Raw genomic sequence first — 21158 nt, 5'->3', positions numbered from 1 at the left:
AATTCTCGTTTTAAAACAGGTAAACCCGCGACACGGACTTGCGCCAGCCGCGTGGCAGGTGTCAGACCCACAGGGCCTGACACCGGGTTACCGGTTTTTCAAACTGGCCAGAGGGGAGGCTCGTCCATTAGCGCGATTTGCTCGCGCAATTCGAGGATACGATCTTGCCAGTATCGTTGTGTATTAAACCACGGAAAAGCCACCGGGAACGCAGGATCGTCCCAACGCCGCGCCAGCCAGGCCGAGTAGTGGATAAGGCGCAACGTGCGCAGGGCTTCCACCAGGTACAGCTCGCGCGGGTCGAATTCGCGCATGTCCTCGTACCCGGCCAGGATATCGCCCATCTGGCGCACCATGTCGCTCCGTTCGCCGGACAGCATCATCCACAGGTCCTGCACGGCCGGCCCCATGCGGGCATCGTCGAAATCGACGAAATGCGGCCCTGCATCGGTCCACAAAACATTGCCACCATGACAATCCCCGTGCAGGCGGATCAGCTCGGCCTGCCCTGCCCGCTCATAGCAGCGCCGCACGCCGTCCAGTGCCTGGTCGACCACCGAGCGCCAGGGCGTCACCAGTTCCGGCGGCAGGAAATCGTTGGCCAGCAGCCAGTCGCGCGGCTCTTCGCCAAAGGAGGCAATGTCCAGGGTCGGGCGCGTTGCGAACGGCCGCGCCGCCCCTGCCGCGTGAATGCGGCCGATGAAGCGGCCGGTCCACTCCAGCACCTTGGGATCGTCCATTTCCGGCGCACGGCCGCCGTGGCGCGGGAAGACGGCAAAGCGGAAACCCTCAAATTCATGCAGGGTGCGGCCATCGCGCGCCAGCGCCGGCACGGCCGGCACCTCGCGCTCCTGCAGCTCCTGCACGAAGGCGTGCTCTTCGAGGATCTGCTCGTCAGTCCAGCGCCCTGGGCGGTAAAACTTGGCCACCACCGGCGGCCCCTCCTCCATGCCCACCTGGTAGACACGGTTTTCATAGGAATTCAGCGCCAGCAGGCGGCCATCGCCATACAGGCCGATGCTGGCCAGGGCGTCGAGTACCCGGTCGGGGCTCAGTTCAAGGAATGGATGCGTCATTCTCGCTATTGTAAGGGCCAGGGCGTATACTGTCGCCCTTCGACCCAATATATAGAGCACCAAGCCATGCAACTCGACCAGCCATTGACCGACAAAGAATTCGACGAACTCGACAACTTCCTGCTGGGCGACCAGAGCCCGGAGGATTCCATGACGATGGACCACCTGCATGGCTACCTGACCGCCATCGCCATCGGCCCGGAACCGATTACCCCGGCCGAATGGCTGCCGAGCATCTGGGGCGAGGACCGCAAGCACGGTCCGAAGTTCAAGAACCCGAAGCAGGAAGAGCGCATCTACAACCTGATCACCCGCTTCATGAACGAAGTGCTGGTGACCTTTGAAGTGGCGCCGAAAGAATTCGAACCGCTGTTCGTCGAGCACGAACATGAAGGCAAGGTCCTGCTGAACGCCGAGGCCTGGTGCTGGGGCTTTTGGGAAGGCATGGAACTGCGCGAGGGGTCGTGGGACGAGATCTGGGATTCCGAAGCTGCTCCGCTGATGCGCCCGATCTACCTGCTGGGCGCCGACGAGATCAAGCCGGAAGAACTGCCGGAAGTGGAAGATCCGGTGAAAGCCCACCAACTGGCGCTGGACATCGAAGCCAACCTGCCGGCCATCCACAAATGGTGGGTGCCGCGCCGCAAGACCGGCGTGACCACCGTCAAGCACGAGGAGCCGAAAGTCGGCCGCAACGACGACTGCCCGTGCGGCAGCGGCAAGAAGTACAAGAAGTGCCACGGCGCCGAGCAATAAGCACGGAGAGCCCCATGAGCATTCCAGTCCTCGAAACTGTCGCCATCAGCGTTGACGCCCACATTGCCACCGTCCGCCTGAACCGGCCGGAAAAGCTGAACGCGATGAACCTGGCCATGTGGCACGACATCCGCAGCGCCTTCCGCTACGTTGACGACACGCCCGAGATCCGCGTCGCCGTGCTGGAAGGCGAAGGCAAGGCCTTCACGGCAGGCATCGACCTGCAAATGATGATGGGCTTGGGCCAGCAGATCCAGAACGACTGCGAGGGCCGCATGCGCGAATCGCTGCGCCGCATCATCCTCGATCTGCAGGACACCCTCACCAGCCTGGAACGCTGCTGCAAGCCGGTACTGGCGGCCGTGCATGGCGCCTGCGTGGGCGGCGGCATCGACCTGGTCACCTGCGCCGACATGCGCTACTGCTCGGCGGACGCCTGGTTCTCGATCAAGGAAATCGATATCGGCATGACGGCCGACGTGGGCACGCTGCAGCGCCTGCCGCGCCTGATCGGGGAAGGCATGGCGCGCGAACTGGCCTACACGGCGCGCAAGGTGGAGGCGGCGGAAGCCAGGGAAATCCGCCTGGTCAACCGCGTGTTCGAATCGCCGGAAGCGCTGCGCGAAGGCGTGCGCGCCATTGCCGCCGATATCGCCGCCAAGGCGCCGCTGGCCGTGCGCGGCGTGAAGGAAATGATCACCTACGCGCGCGACCACTCGATTGCCGACGGCCTCAATTACAACGCCACCTGGAACGCGGCCATGCTGATGTCGGCCGACCTGCAGGAAGCCATGATGTCCGGCATGGCCAAGCGCCCGCCCGCGTTCAAGGACTGACAAGTAACAACCAGCAAAATTTGTCCACCTGGGGTCAGGAACAAAGTGGACAAAAGTTGCTATACTCGCTCGCTATGCAAACCAGGCCCGATACCCAACGTTCCGGACTGCGCCACGGCAATCGCTTGTGGCGCTGGCTGTTGGCGTTGTGCGCGATCGTGTTTGCATTGCAGTTGCTGGCGGCGTCCTCGCACAGCCACGACCTGGCCGACAAGCTGGATGACTGCGTGGCCTGCCAGATGGCCAGCCATTTCCCGGCCGACGTTCCTTCGACGCCGCCCGCCCTCCTGGCGGTCTTCCTGGCAGTCGCCTACTTCCTGGCGCGCCAGCCTTCGGCGCCAGCGGCAATTTCGCCCCAGCGCTACCTGATCCCCCAGCGGCAGGCGCCGCCCCATATCGCTTCGTGACCTGACCTCCCTGCCCGCTTGCGCGCAGGATTCCCTGTTACGTCCGCGGCATCGTGCCGCTACCCGATATGCCCATATTCCGCCGCACCCGCGTGACATCGCGGCGTGCCATCCATATTGCGCTGGCCGCCCTGCTGGCGGCCGCCTTGCTGACAGCGGTTTCCGCCGGCCTGCAGCACCGCCTCGCCCACGCCTGGAAGAAGGACGTGCGCGACGTCGCGCACGCGCATTCCTGCCTGGCTTACGATGCCGCCACGCTGGCCGAACGCCTGCCGGCCGCGCCACTCCTGCTGCCCCAGGCACAGGCGCCGGCACGCCCGCTGGCCTATGCCGAGCGGGCTTTGCCTGGCCGCCGCGCCGCACCGCCCTACCTCCCGCGCGGCCCGCCCGCCAACGCCTTGCCCTGACCAAGACCCGGCGCCGCCCAGTGCGGCGGCGCATTGATCAAGCAAGACGAGAAGATAAAAATGACGAAGAAAATCCGCCTGCGTGCCATCCCGGCTGCGCTGGCACTGCTCACCCTGTCGGTTCGTGCAGAAGAACCGCAATCCGTCGAAGTCGTGGGCCGCCGCGACTCCGGCAGCTACCTGGCCAGCGACGCGCTGGGCAGCAAGACCGACTTGCCGCTGCGTGAACTGCCGCAAACCGTGCGCATCATGCCGCGCCAGGTACTGGACGACCTGGGCGCCCTGCGCATCGACGATGCCCTCGATTACGCTGGCGGCGTGTCGCGCCAGAACAGCTTTGGCGGCCTGTGGGACAACATCGCCATCCGCGGCCTGGCCGGGGACCCGAACAACGGCATGGCCCTGTTGCTGAATGGCTTTGCCGCCAACCGCGGCGGCATCAACGCGCCGCGCGACACGGCCGCCGTCGAACGCATCGAGTTCCTGAAAGGCCCGGTGGCGGCGCTGTACGGCGCCAGCGAACCTGGCGGCACGCTGAATATCGTCAGCAAACGGCCGCTCTGGCGGCCCGCCTACGCGCTCGATGCGGTGGCCGGCAGCTTCGGCCTGCGCCGCGCGGCCCTCGACGCCACCAGCCCGCTGGGCGAAGCGCTGGCCTGGCGCCTGAATGCTGCCAGCGAAAAGCGCGACAGTTTCCGCGACCATGTCCATTCACGCCGTACCCTGCTGGCGCCGGCGCTCAGCATCAAGGCCGGACCGGGCACGCGCCTCGAGTACCGCGGCGAATTGCTGCGCCATGTGGGCACGCTGGACCGCGGCATCGCAGCGGTCAACGATGAACTGGGCGCCGTGCCGCGCGGGCGCTTCCTCGGCGAACCGGGCGACGGCGATATCCGCATCTTCAACAGCACGCAGCAGCTGATGCTCGAGCATGTACTGTCGGACGCGTGGCAACTGCGCGGCGGCTTGCTGTGGAAGCGCGGCCTGCTCGATGGCTACTCCACTGAACCGGCCGCCGCCCTCAATGCAGACCAGCGCACGCTGCGCCGCCAGCGCCGCCTGCGCGATTACGGCTCCGACGACCTGGGCGGACACATGGAACTGGCGGGCAGTCCGGCGCCGGGCCATGAACTGCTGCTCGGCGCCGAAGCTTACCGCTTTGATTACGACCTGCGCATGTTCCGCGCCAGCCCGAGCGCCGCCGCGCCGTATGCGATCGACGTGCTGGCGCCCGTCTACGGCCAGCCGCTGCCGGTGCCAGCCCTGTTTACCGACACGCTGGAGAAGCAGCGCAACGTGGCGGTGTATGCGCAGGACACGCTGCGCCTCGGCCAGCACTGGCGCGTGGTGGCCGGCTTGCGGCACGACCGGCACGAGCAGACCCTGGCCAACCGGCGCAACGGCACGGTTGCGCGCCAGGAGCCGAACGCCACTTCCCCGCGCATCGGCGCCAGCTACCTCGCCACGCCGGCGTGGACGCTGTTTGCCAACTGGGGCAGCTCCTTCCGTCCCAACACGGGCAGCGACGCCAGCGGCTCCGCCTTCGCGCCCGAGCGCGGCAAGGCCAGCGAGGCGGGCCTGAAATGGGAGCAGGCAGGCGGCCGGCTCGGCGCCACCTTGGCCCTGTTCGACATCCGCAAACGCAATGCCCTCACCACCGATCCGCAGCAACCCGCCTATTCCGTGGCGGCTGGCGAGGTGCGCAGCCGGGGACTGGACTTCGACCTGGCCGGGCAACTGGGCCGCGCCTGGCGCGCCAATGCCAGCCTGTCCCTGATCGACGCCCAGGTGGTGCGCGACAACACGCTGGAAACGGGAGGCCGTTTGCTCAACGTGCCGCGCGTGAACGGCAGCCTGATGCTGATGTACGAAGGCGCGCTGGCCAACGGCGCCCGCTTCGGCGTCGGCGGCGGCGTGACGCACACGGGCCGCCGCCTGGGCGAAGCACGCACCCAGGCCCAGGCCAGCAGCGGTGCAGCGCCGTTCGATCTGCCGGCCTATACGGTGGCGCGCCTGGTCGCGCACTGGCACATCGCCCGCGGCCTGCGGCTGTCGCTCGATATCGACAACCTGTTCGACAAGACCTACTACACCAGTTCCTACCAGCGCACCTGGGTCGCGCCCGGAACGCCGCGTGCGGTCTCGCTGGGGCTGCAGGCTTCCTACTGATTGAAAGGAGAACACAGATGACCAAGATTGCACTTGAAGCGGTGGGCCTGACGGTCCGCTATGGCACGGCCAGCGTGCTTGACTGCCTCGACTTGCAGGTACGCCAGGGCGAGATCTACGCCCTGTTGGGCGGCAACGGCGCCGGCAAATCCACCACGCTGAACGCCTTCCTCGGCTTCGCCCGCCCGGCGGAGGGTTATGCCCGCGTGTGCGGCATCGATCCCGCGTTCGATCCGCTGGCGGCGCGCGCCAGCCTGGCCTATGTACCGGAGAACGTCGCCTTGTACGAACACCTGTCGGCACGCGAGAACCTCGATTACCTGCTGCGCATGGGCGGCGCCGACGCCGCGCCCGCCATCATCGAGGCGGCGCTGGACGACGTCGGCATGGACCCGGCGGCCTGGGACCGTCGTCTCGGCGGCTACTCCAAAGGCATGCGCCAGAAGGTTGCCATTGCATTGGCGGCGGCGCGCCTGGTGCCGGTGCTGCTGCTGGACGAGCCTACGTCCGGCCTGGACCCGCATGCCACCAGCGAATTCAATGCCCTGCTGCTCAAGCTGCGCGAGCACGGCGTCACGGTGTTCATGGTGACGCACGACCTGCTGGGCGCTGCCGAAGTGGCAGACCGCATCGGCTTCCTGGACCGGGGCCGCATCGCCCATGAACTGGCCGCGCACGGGCCGCAGCGCTTCGATGTCCAGCAGTTGTTCCAGCGCTATGCCGATGCACGGAGGGCGGCATGAGGCCCGCGTTTGCCGCCACCGCTTGGCGCGTGGCATTGGAGGAATGGCGCGCCCTGCGGCGCAGCAGGGTCGCCGTTGCTGCGGCGGGCCTGCTGCTGGTGCTGACACTGGCGGCCATCATGGTCAGCCTGGAACGCGCCCACAGCGTGGAAGCGCAGCGTGCCCGCCTGCAGCAGCAGGCCGACGAGCAGTGGAACAGCCAGCCGGACCGTCATCCGCACCGGGTGGTGCATTACGGGCACTACGTGTTCCGCCCGCTGACCGCCCTCGCCTTCTTCGACTTCGGCGTGGCGCCTTTCACCGGCAGCACGCTGTACCTGGAAGGGCACCGCCAGAACAGCGCCAACTTCAGCGACGCCGGCCAGTCTTCGCTGTTGCTGCGCTTCGGGCAATTGACGCCGGCCTTCGTGCTGCAGGTGCTGGCCCCTTTACTGCTGGTGTTCCTGGCGTTCGGCGCCCTGGCGCGCGAGCGCGAACGCGATCAACTGCGGCTGATGCTGGCGCATGGCGTCGGCGGCGGCGCGCTGGTGACGGGCAAGCTGGCGGCGCACGGCGCGTTGGCCCTCATGCTGGCGGCGCCGGCGCTGGCAGCCCTGCTGTTGATCGCTGCGGCCGATCCGCTGCTGGTGGCGCCGGCCGGCTGGCTGGCGCTGGGCTACGCCGCCTACCTGCTATCGTGGTCGGCTGCTGCGGTCTTGCTTTCCGCCCTGGCGCGGCGGGCGCGCGATGCGCTGCTCTTGCTGGTTGGCGCCTGGGCCCTGATGGCGGTGCTGCTGCCGCGCATGCTGCCCGACCTGGCTTCCAGCATGGTGCCGCGCCCTACCCGCATCGAAATGGAAGCGGCCGTCCACGCCGAACTGGCGCGCATCGGCGACAGCCATAACCCGGACGATCCCTACTTCCGCAGTTTCCGCGACAGCGTGCTGAAACGGTATGGTGTCAGCAAGGTCGAGGACCTGCCCGTCAACTACAAGGGGCTGGTGATCGAAGAAGGCGAGCGCCTGACCAGCGAGCTGTTTTTATCCAGCATGCAGCGCGACTTCGCACGCCAGGCCGCGCAAGGCAGCGTGCTGGATACGGCGGCGCTGGCGGTGCCGCTGCTGGCCCTGCGCAGCATGTCGGCGGCGCTGGCGGATACCGACCGGGCGGCGCATGAGCGCTTCCTTCTGGCCGGCGAGGACTATCGCTATCGCCTGATCCAGGCGCTGAACCGGCTGCACGCCGAAAAAGTGAAGTATCACGACGACCGCGCCCAGCGCATTTCGGCTGACTACTGGCGCGCACTGCCGCGCTACCGCCATCCCCCCTCGCCGCTGGAACGCACAGTCGCGCAGCGCGTATGGCCGGCGCTGGCCATCCTCGCCGGCTGGCTGGGGGCCGCCGCATTGCTGGCCGCCTGGGTCGCGCGCCGCCTGGAAAGGAATATCTGAATGAAGAACTGGAAATTTGAACTTCTGCTGTTGCTACGCTCGCGGCCTGCGGCTGCGGCGCTCGTGGTGCTGGCGCTATTGTCCGCACTGTCGGTCTGGAACGGCATGCAGGCGATGGGCGCTCAGCGCGTCGCGCTTGAGCGGATCGCCGCCGTCCATGCCGCCGACCTTGCAGAACGGGCAGAACGCCAGCCTGCCGACGGCGATGCCGGGCTCACGGCCTACTACACGCCTCACCTGACCTTCGACCCGGCGTCACCGTTGGCCTTTGCCGCCATCGGGCAGCGCGACGTCCAGCCCTATGCGCTGCAGGTGCGCGCCCTTGGGCTGCAAGCGCAGCTCTATGAATCGGAAGCGATCAATCCCGAGCTGGCTGCGCCGGGACGATTCGACTTCGCCTTTGTGCTGGTCTACCTGGCGCCGCTGTTCATCATCGCCCTGATGCACGACATGGTCAGCGGCGAGCGCGAGGCCGGGCGCTTGCGCTTGCTGTCCTCCCTGCCCGGCAAGCCCGGCGCGCTGTGGCGGCGCCGCGTGCTGCTGCGCCTTGCCCTGCTTGCCGCGGCCCTGCTTGTGCCTTTGCTTGCCGGTGCGCTGCTGTCCGACGCCGCACCGGGTGAAACGGCCCTGATGGCGGGTGCTGCGCTGCTCTACCTTGTTTTCTGGTGCGGCGTGGCCGCCTGGGGCGCGGCTGTGGCGCGTAACGCAGCAGCGGGCGCCGCGTTGCTGCTGGCCGCCTTCGTGCTGCTCGCATTGGTGCTGCCGACGGCAGTCAACGCCGCGCTGGAGCGGGCCATCCCGGTAGCGCAAGGCGCGGAACTGGCCCTGGCGCAGCGCCAGGCGGTGCATGCGGCATGGGACAAACCGAAGGAGGAGACGATGCAGCGCTTCTTCCGCACCCATCCTGAGTGGAAAAACACGGCGCCGCTGCCTGAAGGCTTCCATTGGAAGTGGTATTACGCCATGCACCAGGCCGGGGATGACATGGTTGCTGGGCAGGCAGCCCAGTACCGCAACGCACTGTGGTCGCGTGAAGAGTGGACGCGCAATGCGGCAATATTTCTGGCGGGAGTGAATGTGCAGGTGCTGCTGCATCGGCTGGCGGGAACCGATATGCAGGCCCGCATGGCCTACCAGGATCGCGTGGCCGCCTACCATGAGCGGGTGCGACGCCACTTCTATCCTTACGTATTTGACGAGAAGCCGTTCGGCGCGGCGGACTTTACACGGTTGCCAGTGTTTGTCCCGGCGCCGGGCGCCGGCTTTCCGCCTGCCCTGCTGGCCTGCGCGCTGGCCCTGCTGGCGGGCGCCGCGCTGGCGCTCGGGCTGCGCAGCACAGCTCGTGTCACACTTGGGGTGTGACCCCATGGTGTGACACGGGCTCGGCTGATTAGAGCTTGATGAAGTTCTCGCGGTAGTACTTGAGCTCTTCGATCGATTCGATGATGTCGGCCAGGGCGGTGTGCTTCTGGGCTTTCTTGAAGCCGGCGACCATTTCCGGTTTCCAGCGGCGGCCCAGCTCCTTCAGGGTCGACACGTCGATGTTGCGGTAGTGGAAGAAGGCCTCCAGCTTGGGCATGTACTTGACCATGAAGCGGCGGTCCTGGCCGATGGTGTTGCCGCACATTGGGGATTTGCCGTTCGGGACCCATTGGCGCATGAAGGCGATGAATTCGGCTTCGGCCTGGGCTTCGGTCACGGTCGACGCTTTCACGCGGTCGATCAGGCCGGAGCGGCCGTGGGTGCCTTTGTTCCAGGCGTCCATCTTGTCCAGCGTTTCGTCCGACTGGTGGATCGCCAGCACCGGGCCTTCGGCCAGCACGTTCAGGTGCATGTCGGTGACCACCATTGCCACTTCGATAATGCGGTCGGTCTCAGGCTCCAAGCCGGTCATCTCCATGTCGACCCACACCAGGTTCATTTCATTCGGGCGCTGCGGGGTGACCGGGGTTGCTGGGGTGTCGTTCGCTTGTGACATAATTCTCTCTAAGACAATATAGGGCAGGTTAATCCGCCATTTTCTCACAGGCACAGAATGTATTCACACGCGTTTTCGTATTTGTTCATTGCATTTTTAACATCAACTCTGGTGGTGCGATTCTGGCTCGCTTCGCGCCACATCCGCCATGTGCTGCAAAACCGCGCCGCCGTGCCAGCCGATTTCGCGGAAAAAATCCCGCTCGCGGCCCACCAGAAAGCCGCCGACTACACCATCGAGCGCACCAGGCTGGGACTGCTGAACATGATGCTGTCCAGCATCATGCTGATCTGCCTTACCTTGCTGGGCGGCCTGCAATGGCTCTCGGCCACCTTGTTCAATGCCACCGGCGGCGGCATGGCTTACCAGCTTGGCCTGATCGTTGCCGTCTGCGTCATCTCAGGCCTGGTCGACCTGCCGCTCGACTACTACCGCCAGTTCAAGCTGGAGGAACGCTTCGGCTTCAACAAGATGAGCAAGCGCCTGTTCTTCATCGACCTGCTCAAGGGTGTCGGCGTCGCTGGCGTGATCGGCTTGCCGCTGGTGTGGGTCATCCTGGTGCTGATGGAAAAATCGGGCAGCCTGTGGTGGCTGTACGCCTGGTTCGTGTGGTGCGGCTTCCAGCTGCTGGTGATGGCGCTCTACCCGAACCTGATCGCTCCGCTGTTCAACAAGTTCACGCCGCTGGCCGACGAATCGCTGAAGCAGCGCATCGAGGGCTTGATGGCGCGCGTCGGCTTTGCCTCCAAGGGCCTGTTCGTGATGGACGGGTCCAAGCGCAGCGCGCATGGCAATGCTTACTTCTCCGGCTTCGGCGCGGCCAAGCGCATCGTGTTCTACGACACCCTGGTGTCCAGCCTGTCGCCTCAGGAAGTCGAGGCGGTGCTGGCGCACGAGCTGGGCCACTTCAAGCTGAAACACATCATCAAGCGCATCGTGGTGATGTTCGGCTTGTCATTGGGTTTCCTCGCACTGCTTGGCTACCTGAAAGGCCAGCTCTGGTTCTACACCGGCCTGGGCGTGAATCCGATCATCGTGCCCGGCCAGTCCAACGACGCACTGGCACTGCTGCTGTTCATGCTGGTGCTGCCGGTATTTACCTTCCTGTTTGGCCCGCTGACTTCGCTCAGCTCGCGCAAGCACGAGTTCGAGGCCGATGCTTTCGCCGCCAGGCATACCGATGCGCGCGACCTGGTGTCGGCCCTGGTCAAGATGTACGAGGACAATGCGTCAACCCTGACGCCTGACCCGCTGCATTCGGCCTTCTACGATTCGCACCCGCCCGCCAGCGTGCGGATTCGTCAACTCAACCTGGCGGCATCTCAATGACAGCGAATATCCACACCGCGGCCGATTTGCGCGCGCTGCGCTGCAGCCACCAGACGCAGGCCCTGGACGCCCCTGAGGCGCTGCGCCTGGTCCAGTTGTTGGATGGCTGGAGCATGGCCAGCGGCAAGCTGGTGAACACTTTCGGCTTCAACAACTACTACGAGACGATGGCTTTCGTGAATGCGCTGGCCTATATTTCCCACCGCGAAGATCATCACCCCGAAATGGTGGTGGGCTACAAGACCTGCCAGGTGCGCTACGACACGCACTCGGTCAACGGCTTGTCGATCAACGATTTCATTTGCGCCGCCAAGGCCGATGCACTGGGCCAGGCATGAGCAAGGGGACCAAACGCACCGGCACCATCATCGCAGCCCACGGCCGCCACTACCTGGCCGAAGCGGACGGCCAGCGCCTGCAGTGCGTCACGCGCGGCAAGAAGACCAATGTGGCGGTCGGCGACATCGTTGACCTGACCCTGACTTCGCCCGACCAGGCGGTGATCGACAAGATCCAGGAGCGCAAGACGCTGCTGTACCGCTCCGACCAGTACAAGTCCAAGCTGCTGGCCGCCAATGTCGACCAACTGTTCATCGTGGTCGCAACGGAACCAAGCTTCTCGGACGACCTGGTGTCGCGCGCCCTGGTGGCTGCGGAGGCGGCCGGCATTCACGTGCGCCTGCTGCTGAACAAGGTTGACGTGACCGACATGCTGGAACACGCGCGCAAGCGCCTGCAGGTCTATTCGGCGATGGGCTACGAAGTGATCGAAGTCTCGGCCACCGGCCAGCCCGAGCAGACTGGCGCAACGCTGGCGCCGCTGCTGCAAGGTCATTCCTCGATTCTGATCGGCCAGTCAGGCATGGGCAAGTCTTCGCTGATCAACATCCTGGTGCCGGACGCCGATATCGCCACGCGAGAAATCAGCGAGGCGCTCGACACCGGCAAGCACACCACCACCTTCACCCGCCTGTACCATGTGGGCCCGGATTCAAGCGTGATCGATTCGCCTGGCTTCCAGGAGTTCGGGCTTTACCACCTGAGCGAAGGCATGCTGGAACGGGCCTTCCGCGATTTCCAGCCCTATCTCGGCGGCTGCCGGTTCTATAACTGCCGCCACCTGAGCGAGCCGCAATGCGCGGTGCTGGAGGCCGTCAACGAAGGCAAGATCGCGAAAATGCGGCATACGCTGTACGGCCAGTTGTTGCACGAGTCCTCGCAGACGCTCTATTGACGGGACGCCAATGCAGCTTCTGTTTGCCGATGACGATGCCGTTGCGCACTGGGAGCTCGAATTGCTGCCCTTGCGCGGCATTGCGCGGCTTCCGGTGCTGCTCCCCTTGGCCTGGCATTTGCGCCAGCGCGACGGCAAGCGCGCGCAGGAACTGGCGCGCGAAGCAGCCGCCCTGCTGCCCCTGGCTCACCTGCCGGGCGATGCACGCGCTTCGCTCGAAGCGCGACTGCACCTGGTCGACGGCGAAATCCGCTGGCTGCTTGGCGAGCTCGATGCCGCCGCCAGCCTCGCTTCGCGCGCGCTGGAGGTGTTCGAAGCACAAAACGACAATATCGGCCGGGCCGACGCCCATTGGCTGAAGGCCTGGATCTCGGTCGACCGCGGCAACCATGGCCAGCGCGATGCTGAACTGGAAGCCTGTTCCAACGCAGCCCATGCGGCGCCCGACGAGCAGCGCGCCACCATTGCGGATGCTGTGCAGGCGCGTTGGGCGGCATTGCGCGACCTGCACGCCGCGACAGAGCGCTGGGGCGAGCGTTTCAACATGTCGGTGGAAGCGCCGCCCAGCATCGAATGCTGGATCAACGACTTTTTCGCCATCGCGGCCAGCCAGGCCGGCGATATCGGCAATTCGGCCAGCTTCTACATCCGCAGCTATGAAGCCGCGCTGCAAACGGGGCAGATTCGCGCAGCCGCCACGGCCGCCATCAATATCGCGGAGAAATTCTCGCAACTGAACGACCACCACTCCGGCCTGGAGTGGATGCAGCGCGCCATGGACCTGGCCAAACCTACCGGTTGGCCGCGCAGCATCGGCTCCTGCCTGGTGCACACGGCCGACATCGTGCGCCGCCTTGGCCGCCTTGGCGCGGCGGAAGAGCTGCTGCGCGAGGCGCTGGTAATCCTGGCGCCGCAAGCGAACGGCCGCACCTACGCCATCGCCTTGCAGCACTTGGGCGAACTGTGCCTGGACAAGAAGGATTACGGCGAAGCGCTGGATGCTTTCCAGCGGCTGTCTGAGCGCGCGGAAGCCTTGCAGCAGGGCGACTTCAAGATCGTAGCGCTGCGCGGCCAGGCCCATGCCCTGTGCTTCCTCAATCGTTCGCTGGAAGCACTGGACATGGCGCTGATGGCGGTGGAACGCGCATCGCGCCACCATAATGCCTTCCACCACGTGGCGGCACTGCGGGTGCTGGCCCTGATCCACGGCCAGCTCCAGCTGTCCGCGCCGCCCGGCATGCAGGCGCCCAACGCCCGACTGCATTACCTGCACCAGGCCCTGGAAGCGGCACAGACCATCAAAGGCTACACAGTGCCGGGCGACCTGTATGACGCACTGGGCGCCGAGTACGCGCGCCTGGGCGATTTCGGCCGTGCTTACGAAATGGCGACCGCCGCCAGCGCCGCGCGCGAAAAGACCCACACGCTGGACGCCACCAGCCGCGCCATCGCCATGCAGGTGCACCACCAGACGGAACAGGCGCGTGCGGAAGGCCTGCATCATCGCGAACTGGCAATGTCCGAAGCGCGCCGCGCCGAAGTGCTGCAGCAAACCACCAAGCTGCTGGAGCGGCTATCGGCCATCGGTCAGGAAATCACCACCCACCTCGACGCCGGCGCCGTATTCCAGGCCCTGGACCGCCACACCCACGCCCTGCTGTCGGCCAATACCTTCGCGGTCTACCTGGTCGATCCGGCCGGCCGCCAGCTGGAACGTGCCTTCGGCGTGGAAGCCGGCCAGGCCCTGCCCCGCAACGCAATCCCGCTCGACCACCCCACCGCCTACACCGCGCAATGCCTGCGCGAGCGGCGCGAGGTGTACATCGACCAGATCCCGCCCGAGCGCGACAGCACGGTCACGCCCGGCACGGCAGCCAGCCGCAGCGCCCTGTACGTGCCGTTGCTGGTGGGCGAGCGGGCGCTGGGCGTAATGACGGCGCAAGCCATGCATGCCAATGCCTATGGCGAACGGGAACGGCTGATTTTCCGCACCCTGTGCGCCTACGGCGCCATCGCGCTCGACAACGCCCTCGCCTACCGGCAGCTGCAGGAAGCCCAGTCGCAGCTGGTGTCGCAGCAAAAGCTGGCGGCGCTGGGCGCGCTGATGGCAGGCGTGGCGCATGAACTGAATACGCCGATCGGCAACAGCCTGCTGATTGCCAGCACGCTGGAACAGAAAACCACCGAACTGGAAGAAGTGGTCAATGGCCGGGGGCTGCGCAAATCCGAGCTGCTGGCCTACATCGACGACGCGCGCAAGGCTTCCACCCTGGTCATGCGCGGCCTGCACAGCGCGGCCGACCTGGTGTCAAGCTTCAAGCAGGTGGCGGTGGACCGCACCACCGAGCAGCGGCGCATTTTCAACCTGCAGCAGGTGACGCATGAAGTGGTGGCGACAGTGATGAACCGCATCCGCAAGGAAGGCCACACGATCGCATTCGAGGTGCCGGAGCTGATCATGCTGGACAGCTATCCCGGCCCCTTCGGCCAGGTCATCACGAACCTGATCAACAACGCCTTGCTGCATGCCTTCGACGGCCGCGAAGGGGGCCAGCTGCACCTGCTGGCGACCACGCCGATGGAAGGCCGCGTGCTAATATCGTTCAGTGACGACGGCAGCGGCATCGCGCCGGAGAACCAGACGCGCATCTTCGACCCGTTTTTCACCACCAAACTGGGACAGGGCGGCTCGGGGCTGGGGTTATCAATCAGTTACAACATCGTCACTTCCCTGCTGGGCGGCCAGATCGCCGTCGACAGCAGCAGCGCAGGCACCACCTTCACGCTGGACCTGCCGATATCGGCGCCAAGGCATGACCCCGAACGCCCGGCCACGATTTATTGAAATGCCCGTATAATCTTTAGTCCACCGCAGCAAAACTTTGCAAAGATGTCTATACCACCTAAAAGCATCAAGCACTATCTCCAGTTCAAGGACCTGACCCTGGAGGAGTACGAATATGTGATCGCCCGCGCAGCGGAAATCAAGCGCAAATTCAAGGCCTACGAGATTTACCACCCGCTGATCGACCGCACCCTGGTCATGGTGTTCGACAAGAATTCGACCCGTACCCGCCTGTCTTTCGAGGCCGGCATGCACCAGCTGGGCGGCGCAGCGATCTACCTGAATACCCGCGATTCCCAGCTGGGCCGCGGCGAGCCGGTGGAAGACGCGGGCCAGGTCATGTCCCGTATGTGCGACATCATCATGGTGCGCACCTTCGGCCAGGACATCATCGAACGTTTCGCAGCGCATTCGCGCGTGCCGGTGATTAACGGCCTGACCAACGAACACCATCCATGCCAGGTATTTGCCGACATCTTCACCTATATCGAGCATCGCGGCTCGATCAAGGGCAAGGTCGTGGCCTGGGTGGGCGACGCCAACAACATGCTGTACTCCTGGCTGCAGGCGGCCGAAGTGTTCGGCTTCCACGTCAATGTCTCCACGCCGCACGGCTACGACATGGACATGTCGCTGGTATCGACCGACCGCTACACCTTCTTTGCCAACCCGTCCGACGCCTGCGAAGGCGCGGACCTGGTCAACACCGACGTGTGGACCTCGATGGGCTACGAGGAAGAAAACGCGGCCCGCCTGAAGGCCTTCGACGGCTGGATCGTCGATGCCGCCAAGATGTCCCGCGCCAAGCCGGACGCCCTGTTCATGCACTGCCTGCCGGCCCACCGCGGCGAGGAAGTATCCGCCGAAGTCATCGACGGCCCGCAATCGGTGGTCTGGGACGAAGCCGAGAACCGCCTGCACGTACAGAAGGCCCTGATCGAATATTTGCTGCTGGGCAAGATTGCTCGATAAATGGGGACGTACCCCATTTTTCAGGCAACACCAACCAATACCAACTGACTGAGAAAATCATGAGCGACGTAAAGAAAGTAGTCCTCGCCTACTCCGGCGGCCTGGACACCTCCGTGATCCTGAAATGGCTGCAGGACAACTACAACTGCGAAATCGTGACCTTCACCGCCGACCTGGGCCAGGGTGAAGAGCTGGAGCCGGCACGCGCCAAGGCGCTGAAGTTCGGCATCAAGCCTGAGAACATCTTCATCGACGACGTGCGCGAAGAGTTCGTGCGCGACTTCGTCTTCCCTATGTTCCGCGCCAATACCGTGTACGAAGGCGAGTACCTGCTGGGCACCTCGATCGCACGTCCGCTGATCGCCAAGCGCCTGATCGAGATCGCCAACCAGACCGGCGCCGACGCCATCTCGCACGGCGCCACCGGCAAGGGCAACGACCAGGTTCGTTTCGAACTGGGCGCCTATGCACTGAAGCCAGGCGTGCGCGTGATCGCGCCATGGCGCGAGTGGGACCTGCTGTCGCGCGAGAAGCTGCTGAAATACGCGGAAGACGCCGGCATCGACATCGACATGAAGCACAAGAACGGCGGTGCGCCCTACTCGATGGACGCCAACCTGCTGCACATCTCCTTCGAAGGCCGCCACCTGGAAAACCCAAGTGCCGAAGCCGAAGAATCGATGTGGCGCTGGACCGTCAGCCCGGAAGCTGCACCGGACCAGCCGGAATACCTGGACATCGAGTTCGAAAAGGGTGACATCGTTGCCCTGAACGGCAAGCGCATGTCGCCGGCCACCGTGCTGACTGAGCTGAACCGCCTGGGCGGCAAGCACGGCATCGGCCGCCTGGACCTGGTGGAGAACCGCTACGTCGGCATGAAGTCGCGCGGCTGCTACGAAACCCCTGGCGGCACCATCATGCTGAAGGCGCACCGCGCCATCGAGTCGATCACCCTGGACCGCGAAGTGGCGCACCTGAAGGATGACCTGATGCCGCGCTACGCTTCGCTGATTTACAACGGCTACTGGTGGGCGCCGGAGCGCGTCGCGCTGCAAACCCTGATCGACCACACCCAGGCCACCGTGAACGGCTGGGTGCGCGTCAAGCTGTACAAGGGCAATGTGATCGTCGTCGCGCGCGATTCGAAGACCGACTCGCTGTTCGACCAGACCATCGCCACCTTCGACGAAGACGGCGGCGCCTACAACCAGGCCGACGCCGGCGGCTTCATCAAGCTGAACGCGCTGCGCATGCGCATCGCCGCCAACGCAAGGAACAAGCGCGGCCAGTAAGCTGCCTCCGCTCCTCTAAGACGGGCCGCTTTGCGCGGCCCGTTTTTTTTGCTACATTGCCTTGGAAGAAAGCCCCCCGTCCCCGGAGACCCGCGCATGAACAATCTGAGCATCAAGAACAAACTGTATATCGGCTTCGGCAGCATCGTGGCAATCATCTTGCTACTGTTGATCACGGCCTATAACAACTTCGCCAGCTTGACCGATGCCAACAGGTGGGACCGGCACACGATGGAGGTGCTGCTTCAGCTCGACCGCATCAACAGCGTGTCCCTGCAAATCCAGGTCGACACGCGCGGTTATATCCTGACCGGCAGCGAAGCCCTGATCGGCAGCGAGCGTGAAAACGCGGAACAACTCAAGCAGCATATCGCCAAAGCAGTCCAGCTGACGGCAGACAATCCGCAACAGAACGAGCGCCTGAAGCGCGCCCAGGCCTTGCTCACGACCTGGGCCGACGTCAATATCCGTCGCCAGATCGACAAGCGCCGCGCACTCGGCGACACCAAAGGCGCGGCCGAAATCCTGGGGCAGTCGTCGGAGCTGAAGGAAGCCGGCGCCATCGTCGGCAGCGCGCGCGAACTGCTGGACCAGGCGTCTGAAGAAGAGCGCCGCTTGCTGGCCGAGCGCAGCGCCAAAGCGGTCGACCTGCACTCGAACCAAACCAACCTGCTGCTGGGCGGCGGCGCGGCGGTATTCATGCTGTCCCTGCTGATCGCCTATACGCTGGGGCGCGCCATCCTGGGCCCGCTGGCCAACCTGACCGCTGGGCTCGCCCGCTTGGGCGGCGGCGACCTGGCCGCCCGAACCGTGGTGACGTCAGGCGACGAACTGGGGAAAGTCAGCGAAGACTTCAACAAGATGGCGCAGCAACTGCAGGATGCAACGCTGCGCGAGCAGGCGCAGACCAATGAGCTGCGCGCGAAAGTCGATTCCCTGCTTGGCGTTGTGGCGCGCGCTGCCGGCGGCGACATGACAGGCAAGATCTCCGTGGGCGGCGATGACGCCATCGGCCAGCTGGGCGATGGCTTGCAGCGCATGTTCGACAACCTGCGCCAGTTGCTGAACAATGTGCAGAAGGCGGGCATCCAGGTCACCACCTCGGCCACCGAGATTGCCGCTTCGGCCAAGCAGCAGGAAGCCACCGGTGTCGAGCAGGCACAGACTTCGGTCGAGGTGCTCAGCACCACCAAGGAGATTTCGTCCAATACCTCGCAACTGCTGAAGACGATGGAAGATGCGACCGCGGTGGCCGACTACACCACCACCGCCACTTCTGAGGCCCAGGGCAACCTGCGCCGCATGGACCAGACCATGCAGAACATGGTCAACGCGACCGATTCGATCAATGCCAAGCTGGCGGCATTGTCGGAAAAGGCGTCCAACATCAACTCGGTGCTGACCACCATTACCAAGGTGGCCGACCAGACCAACATCCTGTCGCTGAATGCCGCCATCGAAGCCGAGAAGGCCGGCGAAGCAGGCCGCGGCTTCTCGGTGGTGGCAACCGAAATCCGCCGCCTGGCCGACCAGACTTCGGTGTCGACCTGGGATATCGAGCAGATGCTGAAGGAAATGCAGTCGGCTGTTTCGGCCAGCGTGATGGGCATGGACAAATTCTCGGAAGAGATCCGCCGCAGCGTGGGCGAGGTGCGCCAGGTGACCGACCAGTTGTCCGGCGTGATGGACCAGGTGCAGAAACTGGCCCCGCAATTCGACGCGGTGCTGCAAGGCATGCAGGCGCAGGCTGTGGGCGCGCAGCAGATCAGCGAAACCATGATGCAGCTTAACGATGCCACCCAGCAGACCGTCGAATCGCTGAAGGCAACCAGCGAGGCCGTGCACCAGCTGCAGTATGCGGCCGGCGACCTGCAGTCGAGCGTCTCCACTTTCGCCGTGAACGCATGAAAGTATTAGTCTTCCACATTGGAGCCGACCGCTACGGTCTTCCGTTGCGGCAGGTGCAGCGCGTGCTGCCCCTGCTGGAACTGAAGGGCATCCCGCTGGCGCCGGACAGTGTGGCGGGCTTGCTGAACCTGCACGGTGCCCCGATGCCGGTGATCGACCTGTCGCGCATCAGCGGCCGGGCGCCGTCGCGGCAGCATTACGACACGCGCATCGTGGTGACCGATTACACGGCGCCCGATGGCACAGTGCACGCACTGGGACTGATGGCCGAACGGGTGCAGGGCGTGCAGGACGTGGCGCCGCAAGACCTGGTGCCAAGCGGCGTGCAGGCGGCGCCGTTCCTGGGCCGGGTCGCAGGCGATGCGCAAGGCATGGTGCAGTTGGTCGAGGTCAATGACCTGTTGCCAGCCGAGTTGCGGGCACGCCTGTTCCCGGCGGAGGCTGCGGCGGGATGAATGTACTGGCCACATTGCGCCGCCTGACCGGCATGAACCTGGCCCGCAACACGGTCGAACTGGCGGTGAAGCGGCGCATGGAGGCGACGGGCGCAACGGAGCACAAGGCTTACGCAGACGGTCTGGATGAAGCGGAGCTGCGCGAACTGGTGGAGCTGGTGGTGGTGCCGGAATCATGGCTGTTCCGCGATCCGCAAGCTTTCGCCGCGGCGGTCGCATTTGTGCGCCAGCGGCTGGCCGAAGGGTCCAGGCTCGTGCGCATACTGTCGGTGCCCTGCGCCGGCGGCGAAGAGCCTTATTCGATGGCGATGGCGCTGTTCGATGCCGGCGTGAAGCCGCAAGCGTTCATGATCGATGCCGTGGATATCAGCGCAGCCTGCATCATGCGCGCCGAGGCCGGGGTATTTGGACGCAATGCGTTCCGCGGACGGGAATTGTCGTTCCGCGACCGCTATTTCACCTGGTCCGGCGACGATGAACTGTATCGCATCAATGACGCGCTGCGGGCGCGCATCCGGTTCGGCCAGGGCAGCATCCTGGAAGGCGAGCTTGGAACGGCGCGCCAGTATGACGTGATCTTTTGCCGCAACCTGCTGATCTATTTCGACGAGCCAACCACCGCTGCTGCCATTGCACGGTTGTCTGAATACCTGGCCAGAGACGGCATGATCCTGGCCGGATACGCAGAAGTGCCATCCTTCGTGCGTCACGGCTTTTCGCCGCTGCCGCACCGCCAGGCATTCGCCCTGCGCAAGGACATCAAACGCTCCGGGGCACCGGCCCGGGCTGCCCTGCCTGCCGGCACGCCTTTGCCGTCCGGCGCCGGCCTCGCGCATCCCGCCGCCATCGCGCCGGAGCGAGCCACCGCATCCGCTGCGCCGGCCCTGGCAAGCCTTCCGGCACGCGGCAGCCGCCCTGCCCCGGTGGCGCCGCACCCGCCCCGTGCCAACCGCGCCAACGCCAGCGCAACGTCCCGTCCGGTCGCTGCCGGCGACGAATCCCTGCTCGCGCACGCGCGCAAGCTGGCCGACGCCGGCAAACTGCTGGAAGCCGATGCCGCCTGCCGTGAATTTCTTGCCCAGCAGCCCGAGTCGGCCGAAGCGTATTTCATCCTCGGCCTGCTGGCTGAATCCGCCGGCAAGCCGGCCGATGCCGAAGCACACCTGAAGCGCTGCCTCTACCTGCAACCGGAACACTACGAAGCCCTGTGCCACCTGGCCCTGCTGCAGGAGCAAGGCGGCAACAGCCGCGCCGCCGCTACGTTGAAGGCCCGTGCCGCGCGCGCTTTCCAGCGCCAGCAGCCACAGTGATAGCAGACCAA

19 protein-coding genes are annotated in these 21158 nt (G+C 65.1%); 17 read left to right on the top strand and 2 right to left on the bottom strand.

Features of this window, described 5'->3' with window-relative positions; genetic code table 11:
* Positions 1–98: 98 nt before the first annotated feature.
* Positions 99–1076: a serine/threonine protein kinase gene (locus tag ACN9MW_RS11230; protein WP_426170750.1), complete on the bottom strand. Its 978-nt coding sequence runs from the start codon at positions 1074–1076 to the stop codon at positions 99–101.
* Between the two features lie 66 nt (positions 1077–1142).
* Between ACN9MW_RS11230 and ACN9MW_RS11225 the strand changes: the two genes are divergently transcribed.
* From ACN9MW_RS11225 to ACN9MW_RS11190, 8 genes are all read left to right on the top strand, one after another.
* Positions 1143–1832 (top strand): UPF0149 family protein, encoded by a 690-nt coding sequence (locus ACN9MW_RS11225; RefSeq protein WP_426170748.1) that lies wholly within the window; start codon positions 1143–1145, stop codon positions 1830–1832.
* A 14-nt stretch (positions 1833–1846) separates the two neighbouring features.
* Entirely contained in the window at positions 1847–2668 is an 822-nt protein-coding gene (locus ACN9MW_RS11220; protein ID WP_426170747.1) for a crotonase/enoyl-CoA hydratase family protein, read from the top strand.
* A 74-nt stretch (positions 2669–2742) separates the two neighbouring features.
* Positions 2743–3075 carry a hypothetical protein gene (locus ACN9MW_RS11215; RefSeq protein WP_426170745.1) on the top strand — a complete coding sequence of 111 codons (333 nt, stop codon included), beginning with the start codon at positions 2743–2745 and terminating at the stop codon, positions 3073–3075.
* Between the two features lie 68 nt (positions 3076–3143).
* Positions 3144–3482 carry a hypothetical protein gene (locus tag ACN9MW_RS11210; RefSeq protein ID WP_426170743.1) on the top strand — a complete coding sequence of 113 codons (339 nt, stop codon included), beginning with the start codon at positions 3144–3146 and terminating at the stop codon, positions 3480–3482.
* 60 nt (positions 3483–3542) lie between these two features.
* A complete protein-coding gene (locus ACN9MW_RS11205; RefSeq protein WP_426170742.1) occupies positions 3543–5651 on the top strand; it encodes a TonB-dependent siderophore receptor in 2109 nt (702 codons plus the stop codon).
* Positions 5652–5668: 17 nt separating this feature from the next.
* Positions 5669–6394: an ABC transporter ATP-binding protein gene (locus ACN9MW_RS11200; RefSeq protein WP_426170741.1), complete on the top strand. Its 726-nt coding sequence runs from the start codon at positions 5669–5671 to the stop codon at positions 6392–6394.
* A complete protein-coding gene (locus tag ACN9MW_RS11195; protein ID WP_426170740.1) occupies positions 6391–7824 on the top strand; it encodes a DUF3526 domain-containing protein in 1434 nt (477 codons plus the stop codon). The genes ACN9MW_RS11200 and ACN9MW_RS11195 overlap by 4 nt, the downstream gene beginning before the upstream one ends.
* Positions 7825–9186, top strand: coding sequence for a DUF3526 domain-containing protein (locus ACN9MW_RS11190; RefSeq protein WP_426170738.1), 1362 nt, complete (start codon positions 7825–7827; stop codon positions 9184–9186).
* 28 nt (positions 9187–9214) lie between these two features.
* On the opposite strand, the gene orn is transcribed toward ACN9MW_RS11190, so the two are convergent.
* Positions 9215–9802: an oligoribonuclease gene (orn, locus tag ACN9MW_RS11185; RefSeq protein ID WP_426170736.1), complete on the bottom strand. Its 588-nt coding sequence runs from the start codon at positions 9800–9802 to the stop codon at positions 9215–9217.
* 57 nt (positions 9803–9859) lie between these two features.
* Here orn and ACN9MW_RS11180 point away from each other — a divergent pair, with 57 nt between their 5' ends.
* The 9 genes from ACN9MW_RS11180 to ACN9MW_RS11140 all read left to right on the top strand — a co-directional run bounded on the left by ACN9MW_RS11180 (position 9860) and on the right by ACN9MW_RS11140 (position 21147).
* Positions 9860–11131 (top strand): M48 family metallopeptidase, encoded by a 1272-nt coding sequence (locus ACN9MW_RS11180; RefSeq protein ID WP_426170734.1) that lies wholly within the window; start codon positions 9860–9862, stop codon positions 11129–11131.
* Entirely contained in the window at positions 11128–11469 is a 342-nt protein-coding gene (locus ACN9MW_RS11175) for a 4a-hydroxytetrahydrobiopterin dehydratase (protein WP_426170732.1), read from the top strand. Before ACN9MW_RS11180 ends, ACN9MW_RS11175 begins: the two co-directional genes overlap by 4 nt.
* Entirely contained in the window at positions 11466–12365 is a 900-nt protein-coding gene (gene rsgA, locus ACN9MW_RS11170; RefSeq protein ID WP_426170731.1) for a ribosome small subunit-dependent GTPase A, read from the top strand. Before ACN9MW_RS11175 ends, rsgA begins: the two co-directional genes overlap by 4 nt.
* A 10-nt stretch (positions 12366–12375) precedes the next feature.
* Positions 12376–15210: an ATP-binding protein gene (locus tag ACN9MW_RS11165; RefSeq protein WP_426170729.1), complete on the top strand. Its 2835-nt coding sequence runs from the start codon at positions 12376–12378 to the stop codon at positions 15208–15210.
* A gap of 45 nt (positions 15211–15255) precedes the next feature.
* The gene (gene argF, locus ACN9MW_RS11160; protein WP_426170727.1) at positions 15256–16182 is read left to right on the top strand and encodes an ornithine carbamoyltransferase; all 927 of its coding nucleotides are present in this window, start codon (positions 15256–15258) and stop codon (positions 16180–16182) included.
* Positions 16183–16241: 59 nt separating this feature from the next.
* A complete protein-coding gene (locus ACN9MW_RS11155) occupies positions 16242–17474 on the top strand; it encodes an argininosuccinate synthase (protein WP_426170726.1) in 1233 nt (410 codons plus the stop codon).
* A 96-nt stretch (positions 17475–17570) separates the two neighbouring features.
* Entirely contained in the window at positions 17571–19382 is a 1812-nt protein-coding gene (locus ACN9MW_RS11150) for a methyl-accepting chemotaxis protein (protein ID WP_426170725.1), read from the top strand.
* Positions 19379–19837: a chemotaxis protein CheW gene (locus ACN9MW_RS11145; protein WP_426170723.1), complete on the top strand. Its 459-nt coding sequence runs from the start codon at positions 19379–19381 to the stop codon at positions 19835–19837. The genes ACN9MW_RS11150 and ACN9MW_RS11145 overlap by 4 nt, the downstream gene beginning before the upstream one ends.
* Positions 19834–21147 (top strand): CheR family methyltransferase, encoded by a 1314-nt coding sequence (locus tag ACN9MW_RS11140; protein ID WP_426170721.1) that lies wholly within the window; start codon positions 19834–19836, stop codon positions 21145–21147. The genes ACN9MW_RS11145 and ACN9MW_RS11140 overlap by 4 nt, the downstream gene beginning before the upstream one ends.
* Positions 21148–21158 lie beyond the last annotated feature (11 nt).

This window comes from Pseudoduganella sp. R-34, assembly GCF_049904655.1.
Taxonomy (GTDB): Bacteria; Pseudomonadota; Gammaproteobacteria; order Burkholderiales; family Burkholderiaceae_D; genus Rugamonas.
Note: the sequence above shows the minus strand (reverse complement) of the source record. Positions and strands in the feature narration are given on the sequence as shown.